The sequence below is a fragment of the Streptomyces sp. NBC_00080 genome (genome assembly GCF_045041255.1).
Classification (GTDB): domain Bacteria; phylum Actinomycetota; class Actinomycetes; order Streptomycetales; family Streptomycetaceae; genus Streptomyces; species Streptomyces coriariae.
Map to the genome: position 1 here is coordinate 679269 of NZ_CP108235.1, position 23947 is coordinate 703215.

Sequence of the window (23947 nt, forward strand, 5' to 3'; positions counted from 1 at the left end):
CCATCGCCGAACCCGATCGGGCCGTTCTCAGCGCACGATGTCGACGAGGTGGGGCACCACCCGCGTGAGCCGCACCACGGCCCAGAGGATGAGCAGTGCGCCGATCGCCTCGGGCAGCAGCCACCAGCCGGTACGGATGCTCTCGTCGAACAGCGCCACGCCCAGCAGGAGGCTCACCGCCGCGTCACCGATGGTCAGCGCGGGCTGTGAAGCGGCCAGGGGGCCGGCTTGCAGGGCGTTCTCCAGCAGCAGGAGGGCCAGGACCCCGGTGAGCGCGAATCCGTAGGTCTGCCAGGCGGTGAGGAACGCCGGCAGTCCCGCGTCGGCGAGGCGTCCCGTGGCCGACTTCAGCAGGGCGGCGGTCAGGGCGTTGCCGACCGCCGCGGCCGAGGCCAGCGCCGCGGCGCGCAGCAACGGCGAGGAGGCGGAGCGCGCGAGGAGGACCGCCGCGGCCATCGCGCCCAGAGTGAGCGTCAGGACCGGGATCCAGCGCGCCATGGAGGCCTGGTCCCGGCTGCCGGAAGGGGCTGCCGACGCCAGGAGCACGGCGAGTCCGGCCACCACTGTCCCGACCGCCCACCAGCCCTCGGCCGACAGCCGGCGGTGCATGAGCGGCACCGCCAACAGCAGTGCGAAGGGGAGTTCGAGGATGAACAGGGGCTGGACCAGCGCCATGGGGCCGTTGATGAGGGCGAGCGCCTGGAACACGGCGGCGCCCACGACGCCCGCGATGCCGATCGACCAGGCGGGCCGCCGCGCGAGGGCGAGCAGCAGCCGTACTCCGCCGCCCCGGTCCACCGTGGAGGCGGCCTTGCGCTGGAACGCCGTGCCCACCGCGTTGCTGACGGCGCCGAGGACGGCGAAGACGACGGCGAGCACCATCATGACTCCGGTGCGGGCGGATTCCACTCGAGCAGCGGGACCGCCGCATCGTCCTGGGGACGGCCGGCCACGGCGTGCCGGCGGCCGAGTGCCTCGGTGCAGCGGGCCACCGGCGTGGACAGCTCCAGCGTGCGGTGGGCGGGGTCGGCGAGGAAGCCCATGACCTGCTTGTCGTTCACCTCGGCCGTCACGTCGTCACCACCTGGTGGGCTGCTCGCCGCCGGACGCACCCGTTGACCGGATGCACCGGAAGGGACCGGAAGGGACCGGTCGCTTTGGCCGCAGTCTCACATCCGGGGGCGTGATCCGCAGGTCGGCGAAGGGCGCCGCCCGCCGGTGGGGCCGGCGGCGCCCGTCCCGTCGTCGGCTACTTCCTGCGGCGGCGCAGCAGCAGGTAGGCGAGGGTCAGCGCCGCGGCGGCGCCGACGAGGGCGCCGCGGTGGTCGCGCACCTGTCGGGGTGCCTTGTCCTGCCACAGCTGCTCGGCCTGCCCGGCCTTGGCCCTGACCTGGACGGCGGCCGCGGCGGCCGTGTCCTTGACCGGCGCCGGGACCTTCTCCTCCAGCAGGTGGGCCGCCCCGGCCGCCTTCGTCCTGGCCTGCTCGGACAGCTGTGCAGCCGTGGTGCCGGCCTGTTCCTTCAACGCGGTCGCCTTCTCCTGGGCGCGGGCCTTGACGTCGGTCTTCGCGGCCAGCGCCTCGACGGTCTCGCCGAGTTCGTGGCGGGTCTGCTCGACCTGTCGGCGCAGTTCCTCGGGGCTGTCGGCGGTGGGCTCGTCGTGGGGTGGCTGGGTCATCGTCGTGCACTCTCCTTGATCTCCGACACATCGGCTTTGACGCTGTCGACGGTCCGCTCGGGCATCGGTGGGGCGGCCGCGCCGACCTGCTTCTTGCCGGTCAGCGCCAGCACTGCGGTGATCACCGCCAGTACGGCCGTGACGATCAGGGCCGCGGCCCACACCGGGAGCGGCACCGCGATCGCGGCGATCGCGGTGGCGACCAGCGCCTGAAGGGTGAGGAAGCCGAAGAGTCCGGCCCCGCCGAACAGACCACCGCCCTTGCCGTAGCGTTTGCCCTTCTCGACCATCTCCGCCCGTGCGAGCTGCATTTCGCCGCGCACCAGCTCGGTCAGCTGCTGCGAAGCGCGTTGCACCAGGTCGCCGACCGGCTCACCGCCGTCGGCGGCCCGCGCGCCGCGTTCACCGTCCGTGCCGTACCGTCCCGCTTCAGCCATCGCCTTCACCCCTTCCTCTCGGTGCCGCACCGGGTACCCGATGACCGGCGGGAAAGACATCCCCACAGCGGAAGAACGGGACGGGTCGGTCCTACGCCCGCGTCTCCCCCGCGCCGACCGTGTCGGGAAGGGGCACCAGGTCGCTGGTGCAGAATCCGCAGCGGCGCGCCTGGGCGGGCACGGGGTTGAGGCACTCGGGGCAGTCCCGCTTGTCCGCCTGGATGTCCTGGTGCGGGGCGAAACGTTCGTGCAGCTTGTTGATCGGCAGCACGACGAGGAAGTACAGGACGCAGGCGATCAGCAGAAACCCGATGCCCGCGTTCACGAAGCTGCCGTACGGGAAGACCGTCCCGCCGAGGGTGAAGGTCCTGCGGCTGTAGTCGCCCGTCGCGCCGGTCGCGAAGCCCACGATCGGGGTCAGGAACGCTTTCACGAAGCCGTTGACGAGTGCGGTGAAGGCCGCGCCGATCACGATGCCCACGGCCAGGTCGACCACGTTCCCGCGCAGTATGAAACTGCGGAACCCTCCCAGCAGATCCCTCACGGTCCCCTCCGATTCCTCTCGGCCTCGCCCGGCCGTTCGCCGCTTCGTCCGGCCGCGGGGTTCGCGGCGGTCGGAGTGCGTCTTGCCGCGTCGACGCCGGTCACACCACGCCCGGCGGCCCGCGGTTCTGGGCGGCTCCACCCGGATGGCCGCCCGTCTCGCGCGACGGCGCCGGTCGTTGCCTAGCGTCGAAGCGACGGCCCCCGGCCGGGAGGAGACACCCATGCCCCATCGCACCGTCGTCGCGGGCATAGCCGCGACGATCATGACTTTCGCTCCGCTGTCCGGAGTCGCCCACGCCCAGGACCTCGACTGCCGCGACTTCACCTTCCAGGAGGACGCCCAGGCCGAGTTCGACCGGGACATCAGCGACCCCAACCGCCTCGACGAGGACCGGGGAACGAACGACGGCATCGCCTGCGAGGTCCTCCCTCACCGGCCGCTGCCCACCCTCGTACCCGCCACGAGCATTCCCGCGCCGGTCCCGACCGGCTCCGCCCCGGTGACGATCAGCCCCGCGGCACTGCCCAGCCTCGGTGTGCGCGGCGGCGTCGGCGGCGCCGTGACCACGGGACCGTCCGGCCGCGACATCGGCATCGGCGCCGGCCTGGCGGCGGCGGGCCTGCTGGCCGGAGCCGCTGGCGTGAGGCGGCGCCGACGCCGCGTCTGACCGGCCCCGGCCAGGGCCGCGCCACAAGCGCCGTGCGGGCACCTCGTGCGGACGGACCCGCACCGCGCTTCAGGAGCCCGTGTCGCCGGGGTGCCGTCCGGGGCCCTCGGTCCGGTTGGTCAGTGGAGTCGGCGACAGGACGGTGTCCTCTTCGCCCGGCTCCAGGAGGGTGGCCGCGGCCCCGACGACCAGGGGGTCCGGGCTGCCGACCGCTTCGGCGTCCTTGGCCGCGTAGTCGATGCGGTGCAGCAGACTGCGCATCGCTTCGAGGCGGCCCCGGCGCTTGTCGTTGCTCTTGACGACCGTCCAGGGGGCGTGCGCGGTGTCGGTGACGCGGAACATCTCGACCTTGGCGGTGGTGTACTCGTCCCAGCGGTCGAGGGAGGCGAGGTCGGTGGGTGAGAGCTTCCACTGGCGTACCGGGTCGACCTGCCGGATCGCGAACCGCGTCCGCTGCTCGGTCCGGGAGACGGAGAACCAGAACTTCACGAGGATGACGCCGTCCTCGACGAGCATCTCCTCGAAGAGCGGGCACTGCTTGAGGAACAGTGCGTACTCCTGCTGCGTGCAGAAGCCCATCACCCGTTCCACGCCCGCCCGGTTGTACCAGGAGCGGTCGAAGAAGACGACCTCACCCGGCCCGGGAAGATGGTCGACGTACCGCTGGAAGTACCACTGGCCCTTCTCCCGTTCCGTGGGCTTGCCCAGTGCCACGATCTTCGCGCCACGGGGATTGAGGCGTTCGGTGAATCGCTGGATGGTGCCGCCCTTGCCCGCCGCGTCCCGCCCCTCGCAGACCACGACCAGACGGGCGCCGGTGTCATTGACCCAGCGCTGGAGCTTGAGCATCTCGATCTGGAGGACGCGCTTGGTGCGCTCGTACTGGCGGCGGCTCACCTTGCGGTCGTAGGGGTGGTTCTCCCGCCACGTCGTGATCGGCTGACGCGCGCCGTCGAGCAGCACCGGCTGTTCCGGTCTGCGGTCGTCCACCGTCAGCCCGTCGAGCAACCGGGCCTCTACCTCTTCACGATCCATCGGTTCCGCGCCTCCTCGAAATGCGTCGCTCACGTCTGCCGCTGGGTTCCTTACCGATGGCCACCCCAAACGCGTTGACCTGCCGGAAAGCCGTTCGGTCCGGCCCGGCCCGGGAACTCCGACGGGTTCGACCGGACCCCGACGACTCAGGGTTCACCCCATCGGTGCGCGCCGGGTGCGCGGCCCTCCGGGCCATGAGAGCGTGACACGTCAAATGTCGTTTTTCATACATTTTCGGGTATATATCGGATGACTGTCATCCCATGAGTGAGACCGACCCCCTCCAGCGGCCGGCCCAGAAGATCACCGACGGCCTCCTGGGCGACGGCGGGGCGCCGGGTGTGCTGGTCGGTGACATCGGTACGGCCGCCCTGGAACAGCTCGTCCCCCTGACGGGCGGGCACCGCGCGCGGGACAGGCGCACCGCGGCCTGAGCAGTCCGGTCGGGGCGACAGCCGTCGATCGGCGCGCCGCCCCGGCCGCATGGTGGAAACGCTTCCCGCATACGGGGGTTGGACCGTGCAGACCTTTCTGCCGTACCCGGACTTCACCGCGTCGGCCGCCGCCCTGGACCCTCGCCGGCTGGGCAAGCAGCGGGTCGAGGCGCTCCAGGTGCTGCGGGGTCTGACGGTTCCCGGCTACGGATGGCGCCACCATCCGGCGGTGCGCATGTGGACCGGGTACGAGGAGGCGCTGGTGCGCTACGGCCTCGAGGTCTGCGGTCTGTGGACCGCGACCGGACGCGCGGACACCTGCGCCGCCTCGCTGGTGACCGGCTTCGGGAGACGGCCGGCCGCCATCCGCACCCAGGAGCGGCTCGCCGGGGCGGGGGAACTGCCGCCGTGGCTCGGCGATCCCGCGTTCCACCGCAGCCACCGGTCGGCGCTCGTGCGCAAGGATCCCGAGTTCTACGCGGCGCTGTTCCCCGGCGTGCCCGACGACCTTCCGTACGTCTGGCCGACGTCCGACCGGACCGCGCCCCGCGTCGGGTGACCCCCTCGCCACGGCCCGTCGTCAGGTGCAGTCGAGCTCCGTGAGGTCCACCGCGTCGGCCATCGCCTGCATCCCCTTGTCGTTGGGGTGGAGATGGTCTCCCCCGTCGAAGAAGGGCAGGATCCGCTCGGAGTCGTAGGGGCTGCGCAGGATGCGGTCGAAGTCGGTGACGGCGTCGAACTCCGCGCCGCTCCGGAGGAACGCGTTGACCTCCTGGCGTACGGACTCGGCGGCCGGGTCCCACTCCGACCAGCCTTCGAAGGGGGCCACGGTGGCGCCGACGACGCACTTCCCGGCCGCGTGCGCACGGCGGACGATCTCCCGGTATCCGGCGATCATGTCCTGGGCGGTCACCCCGGTGTGCGCCTTGATGTCGTTGACGCCCTCGAAGAGGAACACGGTGCGCACTCCCGGCTGCGACAGCACGTCGCGCTGGAGTCGGTTCAGCGCGCTCTGGCCGGCTCCGTCCGCCAGAACCTTGTTGCCGGAGATCCCTTCGTTGGCCACGCCCTTGACCTGGGTGTCCGCCCGCTGGAGTCGGCGGGCGAGGTAGTCGGGCCAGCGGCGGTCGAGGTCGACGGTGGACTGCCAGCCGTCCGTGATGGAGTCGCCGAGCGCGACCACCGCACCCGTCGACGCGTTCGCGCGGACGGACACGGAGTCGAGGTAGAACCAGGAGCCGGTCGTCCCGCTCCAGCGGTCGCCGCTCTCCTGCGCGGTGTGGTCGCCCTGGGTGAGGTACGAGGTCTGCAGGGCCATTCCGTGACCGCTCGCCGGGCCCCCCGCGTCCGGCGAGTGCAGGCTGACCACCAGGTCGGTGGCGGCCGGGAGCCGGCCGGGCAGCGCGTCGCTCAGCGCGGTGCCGCCGGCGGGGATCGTGACGGAGTGCGCGCCGCCGAAGCTCAGCCGCCGGTTGCTGCCCCGGACCAGGGTCGCGCCCTCCAGCTGGACTCCCGCGTAGACGCTGTCGAAGGTCACCGGCCGGTCGCCGAAGGCATTCGTGAGCCGGATCCTCAGGTCGGCGCCGCCGACGCTGGTGCGGACGACGAGCCGGTAGCCACGATCGGCGACGCCCTCCCCCAGCCGGTCCGCGGACGCCGCCCAGGTGACGACGTCGTGGCCGGTCTCCGCCGCGCGGGCGACCGCCGGGAAGGCCTGCGGCAGGGCGGCGGCGAGCAGGAAGGTGAGGACGGCGAGGAGGACGCGGACCGGCGTGCGGCGGGCCGTCATCGGGTGAAGCCCTTCAGCGTGACGGACCGCCCCGGCCGCAGGTCCACCGTCCGGGACGCCCCCCGGTACGTCACCGTCGTGGTCCGGCCGCCGATGCTGCGCACCCGTACCGAGGTGGGCGTGCCCTCGCGCCACCGCAGATCGACGACGAACCCGCCGCGCGCGGGCAGGCCGGTGACATGCCCGGAGGCGGCCCAGGCGGCGGGGAGGGCGGGCAGGAGTTCGAGGTGCCCGGGGCGGGAGTACAGGAGCATCTCCGTCATCGCCGCCGGGGTGCCGAAGTTGGCGTCGATCTGGAAGATGCCCCGGCCCTGTTCGACCTCGTAGATGTCGAACAGGTTGAAGGCGGTGCCGTTGCCACCGCCGGTCGACGGGCGCAGGTTGGTCATGACCAGCTCGTACGCCTTCTCCGCGTGCTTGAGGCGGGCCCAGCACAGGGCGCGCCAGGCGTTCGCCCAGCCGAAGCTGTCCATGCCGCGCGCGGTGAGGAGGGCGGTGGCTCCGTCGACGGTCTCCCGGGGGGTGGAGCCGTCGGGGCGGATGCGGTCGCCGGGGAACAGGCCGACGAGCGGCGAGAGGTGCCGGTGGGTTCCCTCGCCGAGGTTGTCGGGTGACATCCACTCCTCGAGCCACCCGGTCTTCGGGCTCACCTGCGGCAGGTACAGCCGTTCACGCAGGGCGGCGACGGTGTCCGCGTAGGCGGCGTCCTTGCCCAGTTCCCCGGCCGCGGTCCGGTAGTGGCCGAACAGCTCCCACACCAGCTCCTGGGCGTAGGTGATGCCCCGGGCGTCCAGCGGGCCGTGCTCGGGGGACCAGTCGCTGTCGGCGACGAGGACCTTCCGCTCGCTGCCGGGCAGGGTCGTGGGCAGCAGCCGCGCCTCCCAGAACTCGCAGGCGCCCTTGAGCAGCGGGTAGATCTTCTCCAGGTGGGTGCGGGAGCCGGTGAACTCGTAGTGCTCCCAGAGGGTGTTGGCGAGCCAGGCGTTGCCCGCGGGATGCCACCACCAGCCCATCCCGCCGTGCGGGTTGGTGGAGATCGCGACGGTCCAGCCGGCGTTCTTTCCGGTGGAGTTGCGGTAGCGGTTGCGCGGGTCGTTGAACAGGGACCGGGTGAGGGCGGTCCAGGAGGGCAGCTGGGCGAGGCAGTAGTCGGTGAGGGCGTCGAAGCACGGGGACAGGCCCGTGCGGTCGGCCATCCAGTAGTTCATCTGGAGGTTGATGTCGGTGTGGTAATCGCCCATCCAGTCCGGGTCGTTGCCGTCGAGCCACAGCCCTTGGAGGTTGAGGGGGAGGCTGCCTCGGGATCCGGAGATCATCAGGTAGCGGCCGAACTGGAGGTACGCGGCTTCGAGTTCGGGATCCGGGGTCCTGTCGCGGGCGCGTGCGATGAGGCGTTCCCAGGTGTCGAGCGCGCGCTGTCCGGGGGTCGACGTGCCGAGCGAGAGGTCGAGTCGGCCGTAGAGGGCACGGTAGTCGGCGACATGGGTGCGCAGCAGCGTGCCGGCCGGGTGGGCGGCGGCCGCGCGGACCTTCGTACGGGCCAGCTTCTCGGGGTCGAGGGACGGGTCGCGGTACCTGGCGCGGGCGTCGGGGGCGTAGTTGGTGCCGCCGCTGACGACCACCGTGAGGTCGCTGCAGCCGGAGAAGTCGATCCGGGCTCCGTTCACCCGGACCCGGCCGCCGGTTCCGTGCGCCGTGACGGCCGCGCCGTAGCGCAGACCGCCGGGGAAGGACGCGCCGAAGGACTCCGCTCCGCCGCCCGTCTCGCCGTGCATGCCCTCCAGGGTCACGGACCCGGTGTACCGGCCGCCGCCGCTCTGGGTGAAGTGCAGGACGATCACGTCGTCCGGGCGGCTGGCGAAGATATGCCGCCGGTACGTCACCCCGGCGCGGACGTAGGTCGTCGTGAGCAGGGCCTGGGAGAGGTCGAGGCTGCGGCGGTAGCCGTTGACGGCGGACAGGTCGTGGTCGGGGAGGTCCACGGTGAGCCGGGCGAGCAGGGTGAAGGAGCCGAAGTCGGCCCGTCCGTAGGGGAATTGGCCGTCGTCGTCCAGTTCGTCGTTGAGGCCGCCGGTCCACAGGGTGGCGTCGGTGATCAGCAGGAGTTCCCGGCCGGGGTCGTTGCCCGCGAGCGCCCCGAGGCGGCCGTTGCCGACCGGCAGGCCCTGTTCGATCATGGAGTGGTCGTCGGCGGGGGCCTGCCACCAGAGCAGGTGCCGGGAGTCCTCGGTGGGCCGCGGCGCGTCGAGGGGGCGCCGGGGCGCGGCGGAAGCGGTGAAGGCGGGCAGGCCGGCCAGGGCCGCGGCGGTGAGACCGGCGGCGATGAGGGTGCGTCTGTCGGGGTCCGTCGGGCGGGGGGTCATGGCGGCTCCGGAGGTCGGCGGGGGCCCGGGTGCGGTACCGGACCCCCGGGTGTTGTCAGGAGGTCTTCGGTACGTCGATCCGGTCGATGTCCGGCGCGTAGCCCGAACCGCTGTCGAAGGTGATCGTGTTGACGCCCGCCTTCAGCGTCACCGGCACATGGACGCGGGCGACGGTCCCCCAGTCGCCGGTGGCGGGGAACGTGTGGCGGGTGGCGCCGCCGCCGTTGGCGGAGACCGCGGCGGTCCGTGCGTCGCCGCTGAGGTAGGTGACCTCGATCTGGTAGGTGCCCGTCCTGTCGACGACGACGTCGGTGAAGGTCAGTTTGCCGCCGAGGTAGAGGTTGCCGACCTTGCGGTCGCCGGAGCAGGCGGAGCAGTCGGCGACGGAGGCGCTGCCGCCGAGGGTGTTGGCCGGGGCCTCGGCCTCGTGGCCGGTGCGTTCGAGTGCGCTGCCGCGCGGGGTGACGGTGAACAGGCGGGAGCCGTGGGCGGGCAGTGCCTGGGTGATCCGGTTCTTGTAGGTGCCGAGGTTCTCGTGGTTCCACAGGTCACGGACGGCCGCCTTGCCGGTGAAGCCGAGCGTCGTCCAGTCGGCGCTGACCGAGGCCGGCGCGTCGGCCAGGTTGAACAGGGCGACGGTGTAGGTGCCGTCGGGGTTCTCGGCCGCCCACACGCGCTGGGGGTCGGACGTGGTGACCGGGTGCGCGGGTGGCGCGGCGCCCTGGTTGACGGCGATGACCTCGCGGTTGGTCAGCAGGGACAGGCCGTAGGGGTCCAGGCGGGTGAGGTCGTCGCCGGTGTAGAGCGGCGACTTGGCGATGGCCCACAAGGTGGCGTACGTCTGCCGTTCGGCCTTGGTCAGGCCGTCCATCGCGCCGTTGCCGACGTCGAGCGAGTCGAGGTCGTTCCAGCCTCCGGGGCCGGCGTGGCGGGTCCAGGCCGGGAGGTCGTCGAACCGGTCGTCGACGGAGTTCTCCCAGGAGACCAGGGTGTTGCAGTAGCACTCGACGTCGGTGTCGATGCGCCAGCCGTCGGAGTACTTCTTCCAGTCGGCGGCGTGTCCGATGTCGAGGGACCAGGACACCTCGAGGTGGATCGGGCGTCCGGTGGCCGCGATCGCCTTCTGCCAGGCGGCAACGTCGGCAACGTTGTCGTAGTTCTCGCCGCTCTTGAAGGAGCCGGGGCCCACGCCGTCCAGCTTGAGGAAGTCGTAGCCCCAGTCGGCGAACATCCGCGCCTGGGAGTCGATGTACTTCTGCGCGCAGGGGTCGGAGAAGTCGATCTTGTAGGCGCTGTCCCAGCCGTTGGTGGTGCGCAGGTCGTCGTGGACGATGTCGGCCGTGGTGCAGCCTTCGGCGTTCCAGATCGGGGCCTTGCCGTCGGCGTACGCCTCCTTCTCCAGGCCGACGGGGAGGTAGATCCCCGCCTTGAGGCCCTTGGCGTGCACGTGGTCGGCGACGGCTTTCATGCCCCGGGGGAAGCGCTGCGGGTCGGCCTTCTGGCGGGCGTACCGGTCGAACTGCGGCTTCCAGGCCTTGTCGCGCCACCAGCCGGCGTCGATGTTGACGTACTCGTAGCCGTACTTCCTGAGTTTCGCGGCCAGGGCGTCGGTCTGCTTCAGGACGTTGGCCTCGGCGAGGTAGCTGTAGTCGCCGTCGGGGTTGAGTCCGGGGTACTTGGAGGACTGCATGCTCCAACTCGACCAGCCCATGTACGGCTTGGCGGCCGGCCCCGGTGCGGGTGCGGTGCTGTCGGCGTGGGCGGCGGGGGCGACGGTGGCGGTGCCCACGGCGAGGGCGAGGACGACGGCGGCTCTCAGGGCGCGCGCGGGCAGGACGAAGTGCGAGGGTGACCGCATGGGTCTGACCTCCTGGGTGGGGTTCGGCGGAACGGCTCCGGGGCGGCCCGGTGGTGACCCGCGCCGATGGCGGGCCGCCGACGAACTGCGCCGGAGCGTGCGGGAACGCTGCTCGTACGGTCAGTTCGGTTCGGTGATGAAGGACTGGATGGCGGTCGCCGCGGCGCCGCGCGCCCACTCCTCGAAGGGCAGCGGGCGGGTCTGCAGGTCGCACCGCGCGGCCGAGCCGAAGGCGGCCGCGGCGAAGGCGCCGCGGATCTGCTCGGCGAACAGGTCGTAGGCGGCCAGGCCCTCGCCGGAGATGACGACGCGCTCCGGACCGAGCAGATTGGCCACGGTGGCGATGCCGCGGCCGATCGCCTCCCCCGCCCGTGAGTACGCCTCGCGGGCGTGCGCGTCGCCCCGGCGGGCGAGGTCGACGGCCTGGGCGGTGTCGGCGACCTCGACGCCGGTCCGTTCGCGGATCCGGGCGAGGATCGCCGGGTCCGCGGCGATCGCCTCGACGCAGCCGCGGTTGCCGCAGTGGCAGAGCGGCCCGTCGGGGTCGACGGTGACATGGCCGATCTCGCCGGCCACGCCGTGCGCTCCGGCGACCACGCGGCCGTGGACCACCAGCCCGCAGCCGACGCCCGCGCCGACGGTCACCACGGCGAAGTTCGACAGGCCCACGCCGGCGCCGAACCACTGCTCGGCGACGGTGAGGGCCCGTACGTCGTTGTCGACGGTGACCGGCAGGCCGGTGACGGCGCAGGCCAGTTCGGCGAGCGGTACGTCGCGCCACTCCAGGAACGGCGAGTAGCGCACCACGCCCTCCGTGCGGTCCACGTCGCCGGAGACGGCGATTCCCAGCCCCATGACGCGTACGCCGTAGCCGTCCGCCTCGGTCAGCAACTCCCGCACCATCTCGGCGGTCGACGCCAGCACCGCCTTGACGGCACGGTCGGTCAGCGGCACGCGGCGGGCGAGCAGGATCCGGCAGCGCAGGTCCGTGAGAACCCCGAAGATCGCGTCTGCGGTGAGCTTGAGCCCGAGGAACAGGGCGCGGCCCCCGTCGACCCGCACCAGGTTCGCGGGGCGGCCGAGCGCCGAGCGGGCCTCCGTGTCCGCGTCCTCCACCAGGTATCCCGACGCGAACAGCGGCCGGACCGCCTTCGTGACGGCCGCCGCCGACAGACCGGCCCGCCGGGCCAGTTCCAGGCGGGTGAGCGGGCCCTGGGACAGGACGGTGGTGAAGACCTGTGAAGCGGCCGGTGTTCCGGCGGGGAACGTCTCGGCGGGGTGCGCGGCGAAGGACGAGGGCATGGCCCGGAACCTAGGGCCCTTATTTTCCGCTGTCAATGAAAGAAGCAGGAATCAGCTGAAGCTCCGCTGTGAGCCCTGAGCACCTTTCAAAAGACCTACGGTGACGAGGTATTGACGTGTGATCGAAGCTGATGCTCCCCTGGACGCACCGGGCGGTGTCAGCGCCGTGTCCGCAGACGGGCCAGCAGGCCGCGCGCCTGGGCCCGACGGCGCGGATCGGCCGCCGCACGCCGTGCCTGCTCCATCGTGCGCCGCCCCTGCGGGCTCCTGGCGAACGCCTTGATGCGCTGAATGACGCTCATCCTTGTCCTCCCCTTGTGTGTCGGCCTGCCTGCCGGCGGGCCGTCTCTTCCGGTCGTCGGCTACCCCCGAACACGCCGATCAGGCCCTCGGGCGGGACGTTCGGGTCGGTCCGACGAACGCGCCGCACCCCCGTGGTCGGCCGTCCGCTCACGCCGCGCGCCCCCTGGCCACCGTCGTCCGCACAGGCGCGGCCGCGGGGCGGGCGCCCGCGGCCTGGGTGCGGGCGGCACGGACCCGGTAGGTGGTCTTCCTCGGGTCCGTGACGGGCTCGCCCACCGTGATCCGGCCGGCCGCGTACAGCTCGTCGCACTCGGTGGCCGACAGCGCGACATAACAGCCTCCCCGGCCGCCGTCCGCGTCCAGCGGCCGCCAGTAGCCGTACACCCGGCGTCCGCCGGCGTGCTCGGTGACGAACACGGGCGTCCGGGGATCGGAGACGATGCGCAGCACGTCGGCCCCGGTGCGGCCCGGCGACACGCCGGGGCGGGACGGGTGGGCCGGCCGCCCGTTCCGGACCGCACCGCCGTCGTCCGTGCGGGCCGGTCGCGGTGCCGGAGCGGGTACCGGACGGGTCACCGGACGTGCCTTCTCCTCGCGGCCGAGCGGGAGCGGACCACGCTGACGCGGCACGCCGGCCGCCCTGCCGACCGTGCCCGCCGACCCGGACACCTCCGCGCTCCGACGCTGCCAGGGGTAAGCGTCGGAACGTACGTCGAGGAGCTGCGGCTGGAGGGCGGTGGGCGGCATGTTCGGTGACCTTTCCTCGGCGGGGACATGAGACCGACTACCCGGCTGAGCCGAAGTTGATCTCATGTGGGGCATCCTTCATGACGGCACTGACAACGGGCGGGTTCATCGGCGCCGCGGCATGCGCCTCCAGCGGTTGACCTTCGGCGATACGGGCACTCGGCGAGCCACTTGTCAGCGACTGCGGGAGGTGCACGGTGGCGGTACGGCATCGGCTGGTCAAGGCGAGTCCGCAGACGGTGTGGGACGTCCTCGCCGACGGCGACCGCTACGCGGAGTGGGTGGTGGGCACGTCGTCGACCCACGAGATGACGGGCGAATGGCCACGCGTGGACGCGAAGATCGCCTACGAGATCCGGGTGGGGCCCGTCACCCTGAGCAACGAGACGATCGTACGGCGCTGCCGTGAGCCGGACGTGCTGGAGCTGGAGGCGCGGGCGGGCGTGCTGGGCACGGCGCGGATCGCGTTCGAGCTGCGGCCGTGGGGCCGCCACTGTCTGGTCGTCCTGGACGAACATCCGCTGCAGGGCGTCGGCGGACTGCTGCACAACGCCGGCGTCGAGGTGGTGACCCAGATCCGCCACCGTGCCCTGCTCGGCCGGCTGGCCAAGGTGTGCGAGGCCGACGCCCGCGGCGCAGCCCCCGACGGCGCCCGCAGGACGCCCGCCGCTGCGCGACCGCACGCCGAAGGAGGCGCCGATGCCTGACGCCGTGGTGATCGGGGCCGGACCCAACGGGCTCGTGGCGGCGAACCTGCTGGCGGACGCGGGCTGGAGCGTGGAGGTCCTCGAGGAGCAGCCGGAACCCGGCGGCGCGGTACGGCACGACCGGTCGGTCGACCCCGAGTTCGTCAGTGACCTGTTCAGCTCGTTCTACCCGCTGGCCGTCGCCTCACCGGTCCTGTCCGGGCTGCGGCTGCACGAACACGGTCTGCGCTGGAACCATGCGCCCAGTGTCGTGGCCCATCCCCTCATCGACGGCGACTGCGCGGTCCTCGACCGCAGGGTCGATGTCACCGCCCGTTCCCTCGACGCCTTCCACGCCGGGGACGGAGCCGCCTGGCGTCGCCTCCACGAGGTGTGGGAACAGCTCCGCCCGGACATCCTCGACGCGCTGTTCACCCCGTTCCCGCCGGTGCGGGCGACGGCCCGGCTGGCGGTCCGGCTGCGCGCCGCGGGCGGCCTGCGGATGGCCAGGACGCTGGCCCTGCCGGTGCGGCGGCTGGGCGAGGAGGAGTTCGGGGGCGAGGGCGGCCGGCTGCTCCTGGCCGGCAACGCCCTGCACGCCGATCTGGCTCCCGAGGCGGCGGGCAGCGGCGGGTTCGGCTGGCTGATGGCCATGCTCGGCCAGTCCTACGGCTTTCCCGTGCCGGCCGGCGGCTCCGGCGCCCTCACCGAGGCCCTGGTCCGGCGGCTGCGCGCCCGTGGCGGCGTGCTGCGCTGCGGGCAGCGGGTGGGCCGGATCGAGGTCCGGGACGGACGGGCCGTGGGGGTGCGCACCACCGACGGGGATCGGGTCGCCGGGGACCGCGCGGTGCTGGCCGACGTCTCCGTCCCCGCGCTGTACGGCGTGCTTGTGGAACCGGAGCACCTGCCCTCCCAGCTGCTGGCCGACCTGGAGCGTTTCCAGTGGGACTTCGCGACCTTCAAGGTCGACTGGGCGCTGAACGGGCCGGTGCCCTGGCAGGCGGAGGCGGCGCGTCGTGCCGGGACCGTGCACCTGGCCGACGGCCTGCACGAGCTCACCCGGTTCGCGGCCCAGATCGCCATGCGCCAGGTTCCGGACCGCCCCTTCGCGCTGTTCGGCCAGATGACGACCTCGGACCCGGGTCGCTCCCCCGCCGGGACCGAGTCGGCCTGGGCCTACACCCATGTGCCCCAGCAGGTCGAGGGCGACGCCGGCGGCGAGGGGCTCACGGGTGCCTGGGACGCGAGCGAGCAGGAGCTGATGGCCGACCGGGTCGAACAACAGGTCGAGCGGTTCGCTCCCGGTTTCCGGTCCCTGATCCGCGCCCGCCGCATCCTTGCCCCGCCCACGCTCCAGTCCCTCGACGCCAATCTGCACGGTGGTGCGATCAACGGCGGCACGACCGCGCTGCACCAGCAGCTCCTCTTTCGGCCCCTGCCCGGCAGCGGGCGCCCGGAGACGCCGGTGCGCGGGCTGTTCCTGGCCTCCGCCGGCGCCCATCCCGGTGGTGGGGTCCACGGCGCGCCGGGTGCCAACGCCGCCCGTGCCGCGCTGCGCCGGCACCGCCCGCCCGGCGGGACGTTCGTACAGCGGGCGCTCGCCCGCCGGGACCGCACCGGCGCGAGGAGGCCGGCTGCCGGCTGACCGGCAGCACTCCCGCCGAACGACCGAGAGCCCGACGAACGGAGCACGCCGTGCACGACAGTCCCCTCGAAGACCGCACCGCCGTGGTCACGGGAGCCGCCCGCGGGGTGGGAGCGGCGCTGGCTCGGGAGCTCGCACGGCGCGGAGCGCGCCTGGCGCTGATCGGCCACGAGGGGGAGGCGCTGCGGTCCGTGGCCGCGTCGCTGCCCACTCCCGCGCTGGCCGTCGAGGCCGACGTCACCGACGGCGAGGCGCTGGAGCGGGCGGCCGGGGTCGTCCGCTCGCGGCTGGGGCCGCCCTCGGTGGTCGTCGCGAACGCGGGGATCGCGGAGGGCGGCCCGTTCGCCTCGGCGGACATGTCCTCCTGGCGGCGGGTGATCGACGTCAACGTCACGGGCAGCGCCCTGACGGCACACGCCTTCCTGCCGGACCTGGTGGAGTCGGCGGGCTACTACCTCCAGATCGCTTCGCTGGCCTCGATCGGGGCCGCTCCCCTGATGAGCGCCTACTGCGCCTCGAAGGCCGGCGTGGAGGCCTTCGCGCACGCGCTGCGGGCCGAGACGGCCCACCATGGCGTGGCGGTCGGCATCGCCTATCTGAACTGGACGGACACCGACATGATCCGGGACGCCGACCGGCATGCGGTGCTCCGTGAGCTGCGGGCCGGCATGCCGCCGCCCGCCCGACGCGTCTACCCGCCGGAGTTCGTGGCGAGGCGTCTCGCCACGGCCGTGGAACGGCGGCGCACCGCCGTCTACGTCCCGGCCGCGCTGCGCCTCGTCCAGGTGACACGGGCCGCGCTGCCGGCCCTGGTCCTGCGCCGCTCCCGCCGCGCGCTGCCCCGCCTGGAGGCCTCGGAACCGCTGCGTCCCACCGGACCGCTCGGCGCCGGCGGCCGGGCCGACGAAGCGGCCGCGGCACAACGGCGACACGCGCCGAACGAGCCGTGAGCGCCGGGGCCTACGACTGCTCCCTTGCCTCGCGGGCCCATTTCTCGACGACGGGCACACACGTCTCGGCGAAGTGCCCGTAGTCCTCGGGGGTGTTGTAGACATGGGCGGACAGCCGTAGGTAACCGAGTCCGTCGAAGCTGGTGAACGCGGCCTCCACGCCCAGTTCGGCGGTCGCACGGTCGCGCAGGGCGTCCGCCGCGACCCGACTCGTGCCCAGGCCCTCGGGCAGGCGGACCAGCCGCATTCCGGGGACGGTCATGCCGACGTCGACGGGGTCGGCCGGGTTCCCGGTCCGGGCGAAGGCCTCCGCGACGACACGGGCGCCGTGGTCCGCCAGTTCGTCCATGTACCGGCGGGCCGTGTCCCAGCCCCAGGTGTCGTCGATGAAGTCCAGTGCGGTGGGCGCGGCCAGGAAGCCGGTGGCGTCGAGCGTGCCCTGGTGGTCGAAGCGGTCCGGGAAGGGTTCGGCCGCGCCCCATGAGTCGATCAGCGGGTGCAGGTCCGCCCGGAGCGGGCCGTGGGCGACGAGCGCCGCCGTGCCGCGCGGGGCACAGCCCCATTTGTGGAGGTTGCCGACCCAGGCGTCACAGACCAGGCCGTCCAGCGGCGCGGCCAGCAGACCGGGGGCGTGCGCGCCGTCGACGAGCAGGGTGATCCCGCGCCGCGCGGCTTCGGTCCCGACGCGTCCGACCGGCATCAGCCGGGCCGTCGCCGAGGTGATCTGGTCCAGGACGATCAGGGCGACGCCGTCGTCCACCTGCGCCATCACCGCTCGGTACGCCTGCTCGGCATCGGCCGCCAGGGGCACCCGGGCCGTGCGTACGCCGGTCCCCCAGCGACGGGCCAGCCGCTCCGCGCCCATGGTGACGGCGCCGTAGCCGTGGTCGGTGACCACGATGTCCCCGCCGGGCCGGGCGGCCAGGGCGGCGTAGACGACGCTGGCCCCGGCGCTGGCGTTCGGCACGAGCGCCAGGTCCTTCGCGTCGGTCCGCAGCCGGCCGGCCACGGCCGCGCGGGCCGCGGCGATCCGGCCGGGCAGCGACGGGAACCACGCGACCGGGGCGCGTTCCATCTCCGCCCGCAGGGCATTCTGCCGCTTCTGCGCCACCCGCGGGACGGCGCCGAACGAACCGTGGTTGAGATGCCGCAGGTCGGGGTCGAGCGTCCAGGCCGCCAGCGCGGGCCGCCCGTCGGGCAGCGCCAACGGTCGGGGCACGGCGACGATTTCGCCCTCCTTCACGGATCTCCTCGGATCGTCCCTGGTGGCTCGGACCGTCAGACCCTCAGCCGAAGAACGACCGCTGCGCGGGCAGACCGGGGGTGAAGGAGGACGGGGCGCTCATGACCCGGTCCAGGTCTCGCTTGATGCGTTCGGCCTCGCCTTTCACCTGAGCGGGCACGTCGCCGCGTTCGATGATGAGGCGGTGGTAGATCGGGGTGTCGTCGAAGACGGGGATCACCGAGGGGGCTCTGCTTTCGTGGACGGTCGGGCAGGCCGACACGGCAGGACTTGCTTCGGACACGGCCGACGATCCGACGGAGCGAACCGGCGCTTTTGTGACGTCTCCTGACGGTTCGACAGCGGAACCGACCGTGGTGACGTCATCGTATTGTCCCCGATGGCCCGGGTGCGGGTGACCATGGGGGCCCCAAAACGGTCGCGATGGACTGCGCGGAGGTGCCCCGGACGGGCCCCGGCCACCCTCGGTACGACCCCTCGCCGACGGCGTGCGCTCCGCCCGCGGTCACCACGGCAGGGGGCCGTCCGCCGCGCAGGCCTCGCCGGCGAGACCCTCGACGACCGGCTCCGGTCGCAGGAGTTGGGCGACGATCGCGGCGGTGGCACGGTGCCAGTCGGCGCACCGCCGGAGCATGGCGTGGTCACCGCGGCGGACGAGGACGATGCCCGCCTGCGCCGCCGCCCGCCGTGCCCGTCGGACGTACTCGGCGGACTCCCCCGGATCGGTCACCCGGTCACGGTCTCCGTGCAGGACGACGATCCGCTTCCCGCCGAGATGGTCGACGGGTTCGCCGGGCGGGCACCACGGCGCCAGCGCGAGGACACCGCGTACCGCGGGGTCGGCCGCCGCCCGCAGGGCCGCCCGGCCACCCATCGAGTGGCCCACCAGGGTCACGGGCACCTCGCCGACCGTCCGGCGCAGTTCGTCGAGCGCCCGTACGGTGTCGTGCACGGGATCGGCGGTCGCGTTCCAGCCCCGGTAGCGGTAGCGCACCTCGCCGACCAGCACGTCCTGACGGTCCGTCGCGGCCACCGCCGCCCGCAGGACGGGACGCATGCGCAGGGCGGCCAGGTGCCAGCCCCGCGATACCTCCCGGCTGTGTTCCCGGCCGCCGTGCAGAACCACGACCGCGGCGCCCGGCGTCCCGGCCGGCCGCTGCCGCACCAGCAACGCGGACGAGCTCCCCACGCCCCGTCCTCCGTCTCCGCCCGCTTCCCGGACCGCCTTCCCGCCTTCTTCCCCGCCTTCTTCCCCGACCGCTCCTGCTCCCGCTCCTTCGCGCACTGCCCGCCGCCTCTCTCGCCGCACATCCGGATCTTCTCGACGGTCACCGGTTCAGTCCGCCACGAACTCCGGCTCCCACGGCCTCGGGCCCACCGCGTCCTGCCAACGCCCGAGGTCCTCGCCGTCCACGCACACGATGCCGCATCGGCTCGCGTACTCGACGGCGGGCGCGGTGAAGTCGCCGGTGGTGACGACCGCCGCGACCTCGGCCCCGTGCACGGCGAAACACGTCCCGCCGAAGCGCTGCATGTCCTGGGAACCGACACGGTTGGTATCGCTGTAGCGCTTGCACTGGATGACGAGCACACGTCCGTCCGCTGTCCTCGCCACGACATCGGCGCCCAGATCACCGGCCCCGCCGACGACCTCCACCTCGGTGCAGCCGTCGCGCCGGCAGAGCTCGGCTATCGCCTGCTCGAACTCGTAGGGATCCAGCTCCTCGAAACCGATCTCCTCGGTGGCGTCCGGCGCGGTGTCGAGAGGCTGCTCGGAGATCCCGCCGAGGGGCCGGCCGAGCGGGATCGTCGGTTCCACGCCGAGTCCCCCACCGACGAACTCCGTCCGAGACACGGCCGGTTCCGAGGCAACGACCGGCGGCGCGGTCTCGAGAGCCTCGACCACCGTCTCCGTGGCTTCCTCCAGGGACCTCGCGGCACGGCGCGCGAGCCTCGCCGCCGAGAACCTGCTCCGTCCGCGACGACCCGCGACGACACCGGCGGCACCGACGAGTACGAGCGAGACCGCCCAGCCCGGACGGCGCTCCGCCGCTGCCGTGGCGGTACGGGCGACCGTCCCCAGCAAGGTCAGCAGAATGGCGAGCAGCACGAAGTACACGGCCGTGGAGCGGAGTTCGAACCGACGCGGACTGCGCGCGGGCTGCGGAACGTGCGGCGGTACGGCCATGGCGGTGCGTCCTCCCGGGTACGTCAACGAAGATCATCGAGCGTGTGCCCGGGTCGGCGCGGTTCTATCGGGAGACGGGAGCACGCGCGCGTGGGGCCGGACACACCGTCCGTCGCTGCGGGGGGGAATATCCGTTCGCGGCTTCTCACCGTGCGCGGCTAGCGTGCACCGGCGTGGACATCGAAGATCCCAAAGAGCTGGTCCGGCGCGGGTATGACGCGCTCTCCCTCCGCTACGACCGGACGTACGGCGGCGAGACGAAGTACGGGCCATGGATCCGCGCACTGTCCGGTCGGGTCCCGGCAGGCGGCACGGTGCTGGATCTCGGCTGCGGAAGCGGGATCCCCGTCGCTCGCGACCTGGCGGCCGCCGGGCACCGTGTCACGGGCGTCGACATCAGTGAGGTGCAGATCCGCAGGGCTCGGGAGCGTGTGCCGCAGGCCGAGTTCGTCCATGCCGACGCCACGGCGGTGGACTTCGGGCCGGCCTCCTTCGACGCGGTCGTCACGTTGTACGCGCTGATCCACATTCCGCTCGACGAACAGCTTCCGCTGCTCCGGAAGGTCGCCGGATGGCTGCGACCGGGCGGTTGGTTCCTGGGCACCACCGGGCATCGGGCCTGGACCGGTGTCGATGAGGACTGGCTGGGCGGCGGGACCCCCATGTGGTGGAGCCACGCGGACGTCGCGACGAATCGGCGCTGGATCACCCAGGCCGGTCTCGTCGTGGAGCAGGAGGAGTTCGTACCCGAGGGCGAGAACGGTCACGCGCTGTTCTGGGCGCGCCGCCGCTGATTCAGGCCTGGGTGAAGGCGGACAGCGGGAGTTCGGCGGAGTCGCTCAGTTCGGCCCAGACCGTCTTGCCGCGGCGGGCGTGGCGGGTTCCCCAGCGCTCGGCGAGCTGGGCGACCAGGAGCAGGCCTCGGCCGCCTTCGTCGAAGACACGGGCCCGGCGCAGGTGAGGGGTGGTGCTGCTGCCGTCGGAGACCTCGCACAGCAGGGTGCGGTCGTGGATCAGGCGCAGCCGGATGGGGGGTCGGCCGTAGCAGATGGCGTTGGTGACCAGTTCGCTGACGACCAGTTCGGCGGTGAAGCCGAGTTCCTCCAGACCCCAGTCGCTCAGCTGCCGGGAGACGTCCGAGCGGGCTCGGGAGACGGCCGCGGGTTCGGCGGCCAGGTCCCAGGTGGCGACCTGGCCGGCGCCCAGCGCGTGGGTGCGGGCCAGGAGCAGGGCGACGTCGTCGTCCGGCCGGGTCGGCAGCAGGGTCTCGATGACGTGGTCGCAGACCTCCTCCAGTGAGGGAGCCGGCCGGACGAGGGCCTGGCGCAGCCTGGCGAGACCGGCGTCGACGTCGTGGTCGCGGGACTCGACCAGGCCGTCGGTGTACAGGGCGAGGAGGCTGCCTTCGGGGAGTTCGAACTCCGCCGCCTCGAACGGCACGCCGCCCAGGCCGAGTGGCGGGCCCGGCGGCAGATCCAGGATCTCGGCCGTTCCGTCCGGGGTCACCAGCGCGGGCGGCACATGTCCCGCGCGGGCCAGGGTGAAGCGTCGGGAGACCGGGTCGTAGACGGCGTACAAACAGGTGGCGCCCAGGTCTCCGGCGGCTTCGCCGTCCACGTCGTCGGAGGTCTCGCCGGACAGACGCAGCACGATGTCGTCGAGGTGCGTGAGGAGTTCGTCGGGCGGCAGGTCGATGTCGGCGAGGGTGCGTACGGCGGTCCGCAGACGGCCCATGGTGGCGGCGGCGTGGATGCCGTGGCCGACCACGTCGCCCACCACGAGGGCGACCCGGGCGCCGGACAGCGGGATGACGTCGTACCAGTCGCCGCCGACGCCGACCCGGTCGCCCGCGGGAAGGTAGCGGTAGGCGACCTCGACCGCGGACTGCCGCGGCGCACCACGCGGGAGCAGACTGCGCTGGAGGGTGAGGGCGGTGGCGCGGGCGTAGCTGTAGCGGCGGGCGTTGTCGACGGCCACGGCCGCCCGGGCGGCGATCTCCTGGGCGAGGAGCAGGTCCTCGTCGTCGTAGAGGTCCGGGTTGCGGTGCCGGGAGAACCGGGCGACACCCAGTGTGACGCCGCGGGCACGCAGCGGCACCACCAGGGTGGAGTGGATGCGCGGGGCGCCGGCCGCGTCGCCGTGGTGCTTGGCGGGCCGGCCGGTGATCAGGGCGTGAGCCTCGGGCGACCCGTCCGGGCAGGTGTGCAGCTCCTGCGTCACGGCGCCCGGTTCCGGACCGTCGTCGCCCACCGGTGCCCGCGCGGTCCGGCGCAGCACGAGGGGGCCTTCGGTCGAGAATTCGTGGGCGTGCAGCGCGGCGTCGAGCAGGTCGACGGTGACGAGGTCGGCGAAGCGCTCGACGGCGTAATCGGCCAGTTCCTGCGTGGTGCGGGCGATGTCCAGGGTGGTACCGATGCGCACGCCCGCCTCGTTCACCATCGACAGCCGCCATTGCAGCCGGCGGTCCCGCTCCTCCTGGAAGGCGGCGACGCCCTGCTCCGAGGTGCGGTCCACGTACGCGGCCGCCGTCGCGATGACGTGCCGTGCGGCCGCGCTGGTCAGCTCGACGTCGTCGGTGAACCGGGGCATCTCCGCGAGCAGCCGGTCGAGGACGATGGTCTGCGCCAGCCGGAATGCCCGCAGCATCGTGCCGAGCGGGATGCCGTGCCGGGCCAGTCGGCGCGAACGGTCCAGGTCGGCCGGTGGCGGTTCGATCAGTGTCGCCTCGATGGCGTGTTCGAGGCCGAACAGTCCGGCGGCGATGTGGTCGGCGACGTTCTCCGCCACCATCCGCGCGATGCCGGGGTCGTCCCACAGCTCGGGCAGCTCCCGCCGCAGGCCACGCTCCACCTCGGCGATCAGCTCGTCCGCTCGCGAACCGAGCTCGCGTACGACACGGGACGCGAGACCGGCAGCCGTCAGGTCCACAAGGACGACGTTACGCCGTACGGGCGCGTAGGCCTCGTCGGGAGGCCGGCCACCCGGGCGCCGCTCCTACCGTGGCGGTCACTCCGGACGACGACGTGAGCGCCCTCGCCGAGGGGGAGAAGGCGCCCGAGGGACACCGTCTCCCGGCCCGGACGCCGGTGCCGTCCGGGCCGGGAGGGCGCGGCCGACCGTAAGGGTCACTCGTCGGGGATGTCCGCACCGCTGAGGGCCGGGACGGTCTTCTCGCGACGAGCACGATCATCGAGCCACCCTCACAGCCCTGTTGAGGGCTGTGGCCCGTCGTAGGATTTCCCGCTGGTGGTCGAGACAGCCTGGGGGATACGTGGAGAGACCGGACGACCGCATCGCATCCGTCCTGCGCTTCGCCTCGGAACTCGTCGCCTGGGTGGCCACCCCGTGGGCCCTGGCCCAGTACTCGTGGCTGTACGCCGTCCTGGCCGTGGTGGTACTGATCGGCCTGCCGACCGTCTTCGCGACTCCGGGGGACAAGAAACAGGTGATCATCCCGGTATCGGGTACGGTCACCATCCTGCTCGTCCTGCTCCAGCTCGCCGCCGCCGCGATCGCCGCATGGTGGGTGTGGCCCACCGGTGCGGCAGTTCTCGTGTCTCTCCTGGTGGCCATCACCCTCGTCACGGAACGCGAACGGTGGCGGTGGCTGCTTTCCAGGGACCGGCGCAGCGACTGAGCCGCGGTACGGCCCGCGGGAGCCGGAGACCGGCGGCCGGTCGTGAGCCGGGCGGTACGGCTAGCGCCCGGCCCCGGGCATCCGGACGACCGCCAATCCGCCGTCCAGGTCCACCGTCGTCCGGTTCGCAGGCGCGCCGTCCTCCTCGTCGTCCCGCATCACCAGAGCCGACTGGCGCTCCTTGAGTTCGTTCTGCTTCCCGGGTGAGAAGCTCGCGTGGAGTTGCTCGAAGCCGGTCGCCGATATCTGGCCCTGCCGGGCGCTGTTGCGCCAGGGCAGCAGCCCGGCCCGCCCCGTGCGGAGAACCAGCTGGTCGGCGAAGGCCACGACGGTCAGCAGGATGACCAGCCCGGGCAGGGTCATGAACACGGCTAATCCCATGTCCCCATTATCCGAGCCCGGGCGCGGCGTGGACAGGCGGCCGCCTCGGCGGGTTCC

At 72.8% G+C, this 23947-nt stretch carries 26 protein-coding genes; 8 read left to right on the forward strand and 18 right to left on the reverse strand.

The features are described 5' to 3' along the window. Nucleotides 1–27: 27 nt before the first annotated feature. From OHU34_RS02955 to mscL, 5 genes are all read right to left on the reverse strand, one after another. Nucleotides 28–885 carry a DMT family transporter gene (locus OHU34_RS02955; protein ID WP_142270586.1) on the reverse strand — a complete coding sequence of 286 codons (858 nt, stop codon included), beginning with the start codon at nt 883–885 and terminating at the stop codon, nt 28–30. Beyond that, a complete protein-coding gene (locus OHU34_RS02960) occupies nt 882–1073 on the reverse strand; it encodes a hypothetical protein (RefSeq protein ID WP_142270329.1) in 192 nt (63 codons plus the stop codon). Before OHU34_RS02960 ends, OHU34_RS02955 begins: the two co-directional genes overlap by 4 nt. Nucleotides 1074–1249: 176 nt before the next feature. After that, nucleotides 1250–1678, reverse strand: coding sequence for a DUF3618 domain-containing protein (locus OHU34_RS02965; protein WP_142270328.1), 429 nt, complete (start codon nt 1676–1678; stop codon nt 1250–1252). Further along, a complete protein-coding gene (locus tag OHU34_RS02970) occupies nt 1675–2115 on the reverse strand; it encodes a phage holin family protein (RefSeq protein ID WP_230193874.1) in 441 nt (146 codons plus the stop codon). Before OHU34_RS02970 ends, OHU34_RS02965 begins: the two co-directional genes overlap by 4 nt. Nucleotides 2116–2206: 91 nt before the next feature. Continuing rightward, entirely contained in the window at nt 2207–2650 is a 444-nt protein-coding gene (mscL, locus tag OHU34_RS02975; protein WP_142270584.1) for a large conductance mechanosensitive channel protein MscL, read from the reverse strand. Nucleotides 2651–2882: 232 nt separating this feature from the next. On the opposite strand from mscL, the gene OHU34_RS02980 reads away from it, so the two are divergent. Continuing rightward, a complete protein-coding gene (locus tag OHU34_RS02980; RefSeq protein WP_142270327.1) occupies nt 2883–3329 on the forward strand; it encodes an excalibur calcium-binding protein in 447 nt (148 codons plus the stop codon). Between the two features lie 69 nt (nt 3330–3398). On the opposite strand, the gene ppk2 is transcribed toward OHU34_RS02980, so the two are convergent. Continuing rightward, the gene (ppk2, locus tag OHU34_RS02985; protein ID WP_142270326.1) at nt 3399–4364 is read right to left on the reverse strand and encodes a polyphosphate kinase 2; all 966 of its coding nucleotides are present in this window, start codon (nt 4362–4364) and stop codon (nt 3399–3401) included. A 263-nt stretch (nt 4365–4627) separates the two neighbouring features. Here ppk2 and OHU34_RS02990 point away from each other — a divergent pair, with 263 nt between their 5' ends. Together OHU34_RS02990 and OHU34_RS02995 are read left to right on the forward strand one after the other, a co-directional pair. Then, on the forward strand, nt 4628–4798 hold the full coding sequence (locus tag OHU34_RS02990) for a hypothetical protein (RefSeq protein WP_160160073.1): 171 nt from the start codon (nt 4628–4630) through the stop codon (nt 4796–4798). Between the two features lie 85 nt (nt 4799–4883). Continuing rightward, entirely contained in the window at nt 4884–5357 is a 474-nt protein-coding gene (locus tag OHU34_RS02995; protein ID WP_142270325.1) for an MSMEG_6728 family protein, read from the forward strand. Between the two features lie 21 nt (nt 5358–5378). Here the strand turns inward: OHU34_RS02995 and OHU34_RS03000 are convergent, their stop codons facing one another. The 6 genes from OHU34_RS03000 to OHU34_RS03025 form a co-directional block, all read right to left on the reverse strand. Beyond that, nucleotides 5379–6587, reverse strand: a complete 1209-nt coding sequence (locus tag OHU34_RS03000) for an SGNH/GDSL hydrolase family protein (protein WP_142270324.1) — start codon at nt 6585–6587, stop codon at nt 5379–5381. After that, on the reverse strand, nt 6584–8950 hold the full coding sequence (locus OHU34_RS03005) for a glycosyl hydrolase family 95 catalytic domain-containing protein (protein WP_405764468.1): 2367 nt from the start codon (nt 8948–8950) through the stop codon (nt 6584–6586). Before OHU34_RS03005 ends, OHU34_RS03000 begins: the two co-directional genes overlap by 4 nt. A 55-nt stretch (nt 8951–9005) precedes the next feature. Next, entirely contained in the window at nt 9006–10808 is a 1803-nt protein-coding gene (locus tag OHU34_RS03010; protein ID WP_405764471.1) for an alpha-galactosidase D, read from the reverse strand. Between the two features lie 120 nt (nt 10809–10928). Further along, nucleotides 10929–12110, reverse strand: coding sequence for an ROK family protein (locus OHU34_RS03015; RefSeq protein ID WP_405764474.1), 1182 nt, complete (start codon nt 12108–12110; stop codon nt 10929–10931). A 158-nt stretch (nt 12111–12268) separates the two neighbouring features. After that, the gene (locus tag OHU34_RS03020) at nt 12269–12412 is read right to left on the reverse strand and encodes a hypothetical protein (protein WP_230193879.1); all 144 of its coding nucleotides are present in this window, start codon (nt 12410–12412) and stop codon (nt 12269–12271) included. A gap of 148 nt (nt 12413–12560) precedes the next feature. Continuing rightward, nucleotides 12561–13160, reverse strand: a complete 600-nt coding sequence (locus OHU34_RS03025) for a hypothetical protein (protein ID WP_405764476.1) — start codon at nt 13158–13160, stop codon at nt 12561–12563. A 197-nt stretch (nt 13161–13357) separates the two neighbouring features. On the opposite strand from OHU34_RS03025, the gene OHU34_RS03030 reads away from it, so the two are divergent. Genes OHU34_RS03030 through OHU34_RS03040 form a run of 3 tightly spaced genes read left to right on the forward strand, consistent with a single transcriptional unit; the run spans nt 13358 to nt 16441 of the window. Next, nucleotides 13358–13867, forward strand: coding sequence for an SRPBCC family protein (locus OHU34_RS03030; protein ID WP_230193880.1), 510 nt, complete (start codon nt 13358–13360; stop codon nt 13865–13867). Then, nucleotides 13860–15491 carry an NAD(P)/FAD-dependent oxidoreductase gene (locus tag OHU34_RS03035; RefSeq protein ID WP_230193881.1) on the forward strand — a complete coding sequence of 544 codons (1632 nt, stop codon included), beginning with the start codon at nt 13860–13862 and terminating at the stop codon, nt 15489–15491. The genes OHU34_RS03030 and OHU34_RS03035 overlap by 8 nt, the downstream gene beginning before the upstream one ends. Before the next feature lie 50 nt (nt 15492–15541). Further along, on the forward strand, nt 15542–16441 hold the full coding sequence (locus OHU34_RS03040) for an SDR family oxidoreductase (protein ID WP_230193882.1): 900 nt from the start codon (nt 15542–15544) through the stop codon (nt 16439–16441). 10 nt (nt 16442–16451) lie between these two features. Here OHU34_RS03040 and OHU34_RS03045 read toward each other — a convergent pair whose 3' ends face one another. The 4 genes from OHU34_RS03045 to OHU34_RS03060 all read right to left on the reverse strand — a co-directional run bounded on the left by OHU34_RS03045 (nt 16452) and on the right by OHU34_RS03060 (nt 19872). Continuing rightward, nucleotides 16452–17684 (reverse strand): aminotransferase class V-fold PLP-dependent enzyme, encoded by a 1233-nt coding sequence (locus OHU34_RS03045; RefSeq protein WP_230193883.1) that lies wholly within the window; start codon nt 17682–17684, stop codon nt 16452–16454. Nucleotides 17685–17727: 43 nt separating this feature from the next. Then, nucleotides 17728–17967, reverse strand: a complete 240-nt coding sequence (locus OHU34_RS03050; RefSeq protein WP_157880780.1) for a hypothetical protein — start codon at nt 17965–17967, stop codon at nt 17728–17730. A gap of 222 nt (nt 17968–18189) precedes the next feature. Next, nucleotides 18190–18873, reverse strand: a complete 684-nt coding sequence (locus OHU34_RS03055) for an alpha/beta hydrolase (RefSeq protein ID WP_230193884.1) — start codon at nt 18871–18873, stop codon at nt 18190–18192. Between the two features lie 147 nt (nt 18874–19020). Next, a complete protein-coding gene (locus OHU34_RS03060; RefSeq protein ID WP_405764483.1) occupies nt 19021–19872 on the reverse strand; it encodes a restriction endonuclease in 852 nt (283 codons plus the stop codon). A gap of 173 nt (nt 19873–20045) precedes the next feature. On the opposite strand from OHU34_RS03060, the gene OHU34_RS03065 reads away from it, so the two are divergent. Then, nucleotides 20046–20666: a bifunctional 2-polyprenyl-6-hydroxyphenol methylase/3-demethylubiquinol 3-O-methyltransferase UbiG gene (locus OHU34_RS03065; protein WP_230193886.1), complete on the forward strand. Its 621-nt coding sequence runs from the start codon at nt 20046–20048 to the stop codon at nt 20664–20666. Between the two features lies 1 nt (nt 20667). On the opposite strand, the gene OHU34_RS03070 is transcribed toward OHU34_RS03065, so the two are convergent. After that, a complete protein-coding gene (locus tag OHU34_RS03070; protein WP_405764486.1) occupies nt 20668–22800 on the reverse strand; it encodes a SpoIIE family protein phosphatase in 2133 nt (710 codons plus the stop codon). Between the two features lie 343 nt (nt 22801–23143). Here OHU34_RS03070 and OHU34_RS03075 point away from each other — a divergent pair, with 343 nt between their 5' ends. After that, the gene (locus OHU34_RS03075) at nt 23144–23509 is read left to right on the forward strand and encodes a hypothetical protein (RefSeq protein WP_142267770.1); all 366 of its coding nucleotides are present in this window, start codon (nt 23144–23146) and stop codon (nt 23507–23509) included. 60 nt (nt 23510–23569) lie between these two features. Here the strand turns inward: OHU34_RS03075 and OHU34_RS03080 are convergent, their stop codons facing one another. After that, on the reverse strand, nt 23570–23890 hold the full coding sequence (locus OHU34_RS03080; RefSeq protein ID WP_142267769.1) for a DUF6191 domain-containing protein: 321 nt from the start codon (nt 23888–23890) through the stop codon (nt 23570–23572). Between the last annotated feature and the right edge of the window lie 57 nt (nt 23891–23947).

Bases quoted from the DNA above. Each gene is read 5' to 3' on its own strand.
- OHU34_RS02955 (WP_142270586.1), bottom strand. From the start codon at position 885: ATGATGGTGCTCGCCGTCGTCTTCGCCGTCCTCGGCGCCGTCAGCAAC.
- OHU34_RS02965 (WP_142270328.1), bottom strand. From the start codon at position 1,678: ATGACCCAGCCACCCCACGACGAGCCCACCGCCGACAGCCCCGAGGAA.
- OHU34_RS02970 (WP_230193874.1), bottom strand. From the start codon at position 2,115: ATGGCTGAAGCGGGACGGTACGGCACGGACGGTGAACGCGGCGCGCGG.
- OHU34_RS02980 (WP_142270327.1), top strand. From the start codon at position 2,883: ATGCCCCATCGCACCGTCGTCGCGGGCATAGCCGCGACGATCATGACT.
- ppk2 (WP_142270326.1), bottom strand. From the start codon at position 4,364: ATGGATCGTGAAGAGGTAGAGGCCCGGTTGCTCGACGGGCTGACGGTG.
- OHU34_RS02990 (WP_160160073.1), top strand. From the start codon at position 4,628: ATGAGTGAGACCGACCCCCTCCAGCGGCCGGCCCAGAAGATCACCGAC.
- OHU34_RS03000 (WP_142270324.1), bottom strand. From the start codon at position 6,587: ATGACGGCCCGCCGCACGCCGGTCCGCGTCCTCCTCGCCGTCCTCACC.
- OHU34_RS03005 (WP_405764468.1), bottom strand. From the start codon at position 8,950: ATGACCCCCCGCCCGACGGACCCCGACAGACGCACCCTCATCGCCGCC.
- OHU34_RS03010 (WP_405764471.1), bottom strand. From the start codon at position 10,808: ATGCGGTCACCCTCGCACTTCGTCCTGCCCGCGCGCGCCCTGAGAGCC.
- OHU34_RS03015 (WP_405764474.1), bottom strand. From the start codon at position 12,110: ATGCCCTCGTCCTTCGCCGCGCACCCCGCCGAGACGTTCCCCGCCGGA.
- OHU34_RS03020 (WP_230193879.1), bottom strand. From the start codon at position 12,412: ATGAGCGTCATTCAGCGCATCAAGGCGTTCGCCAGGAGCCCGCAGGGG.
- OHU34_RS03025 (WP_405764476.1), bottom strand. From the start codon at position 13,160: ATGCCGCCCACCGCCCTCCAGCCGCAGCTCCTCGACGTACGTTCCGAC.
- OHU34_RS03035 (WP_230193881.1), top strand. From the start codon at position 13,860: ATGCCTGACGCCGTGGTGATCGGGGCCGGACCCAACGGGCTCGTGGCG.
- OHU34_RS03060 (WP_405764483.1), bottom strand. From the start codon at position 19,872: ATGGCCGTACCGCCGCACGTTCCGCAGCCCGCGCGCAGTCCGCGTCGG.
- OHU34_RS03080 (WP_142267769.1), bottom strand. From the start codon at position 23,890: ATGGGATTAGCCGTGTTCATGACCCTGCCCGGGCTGGTCATCCTGCTG.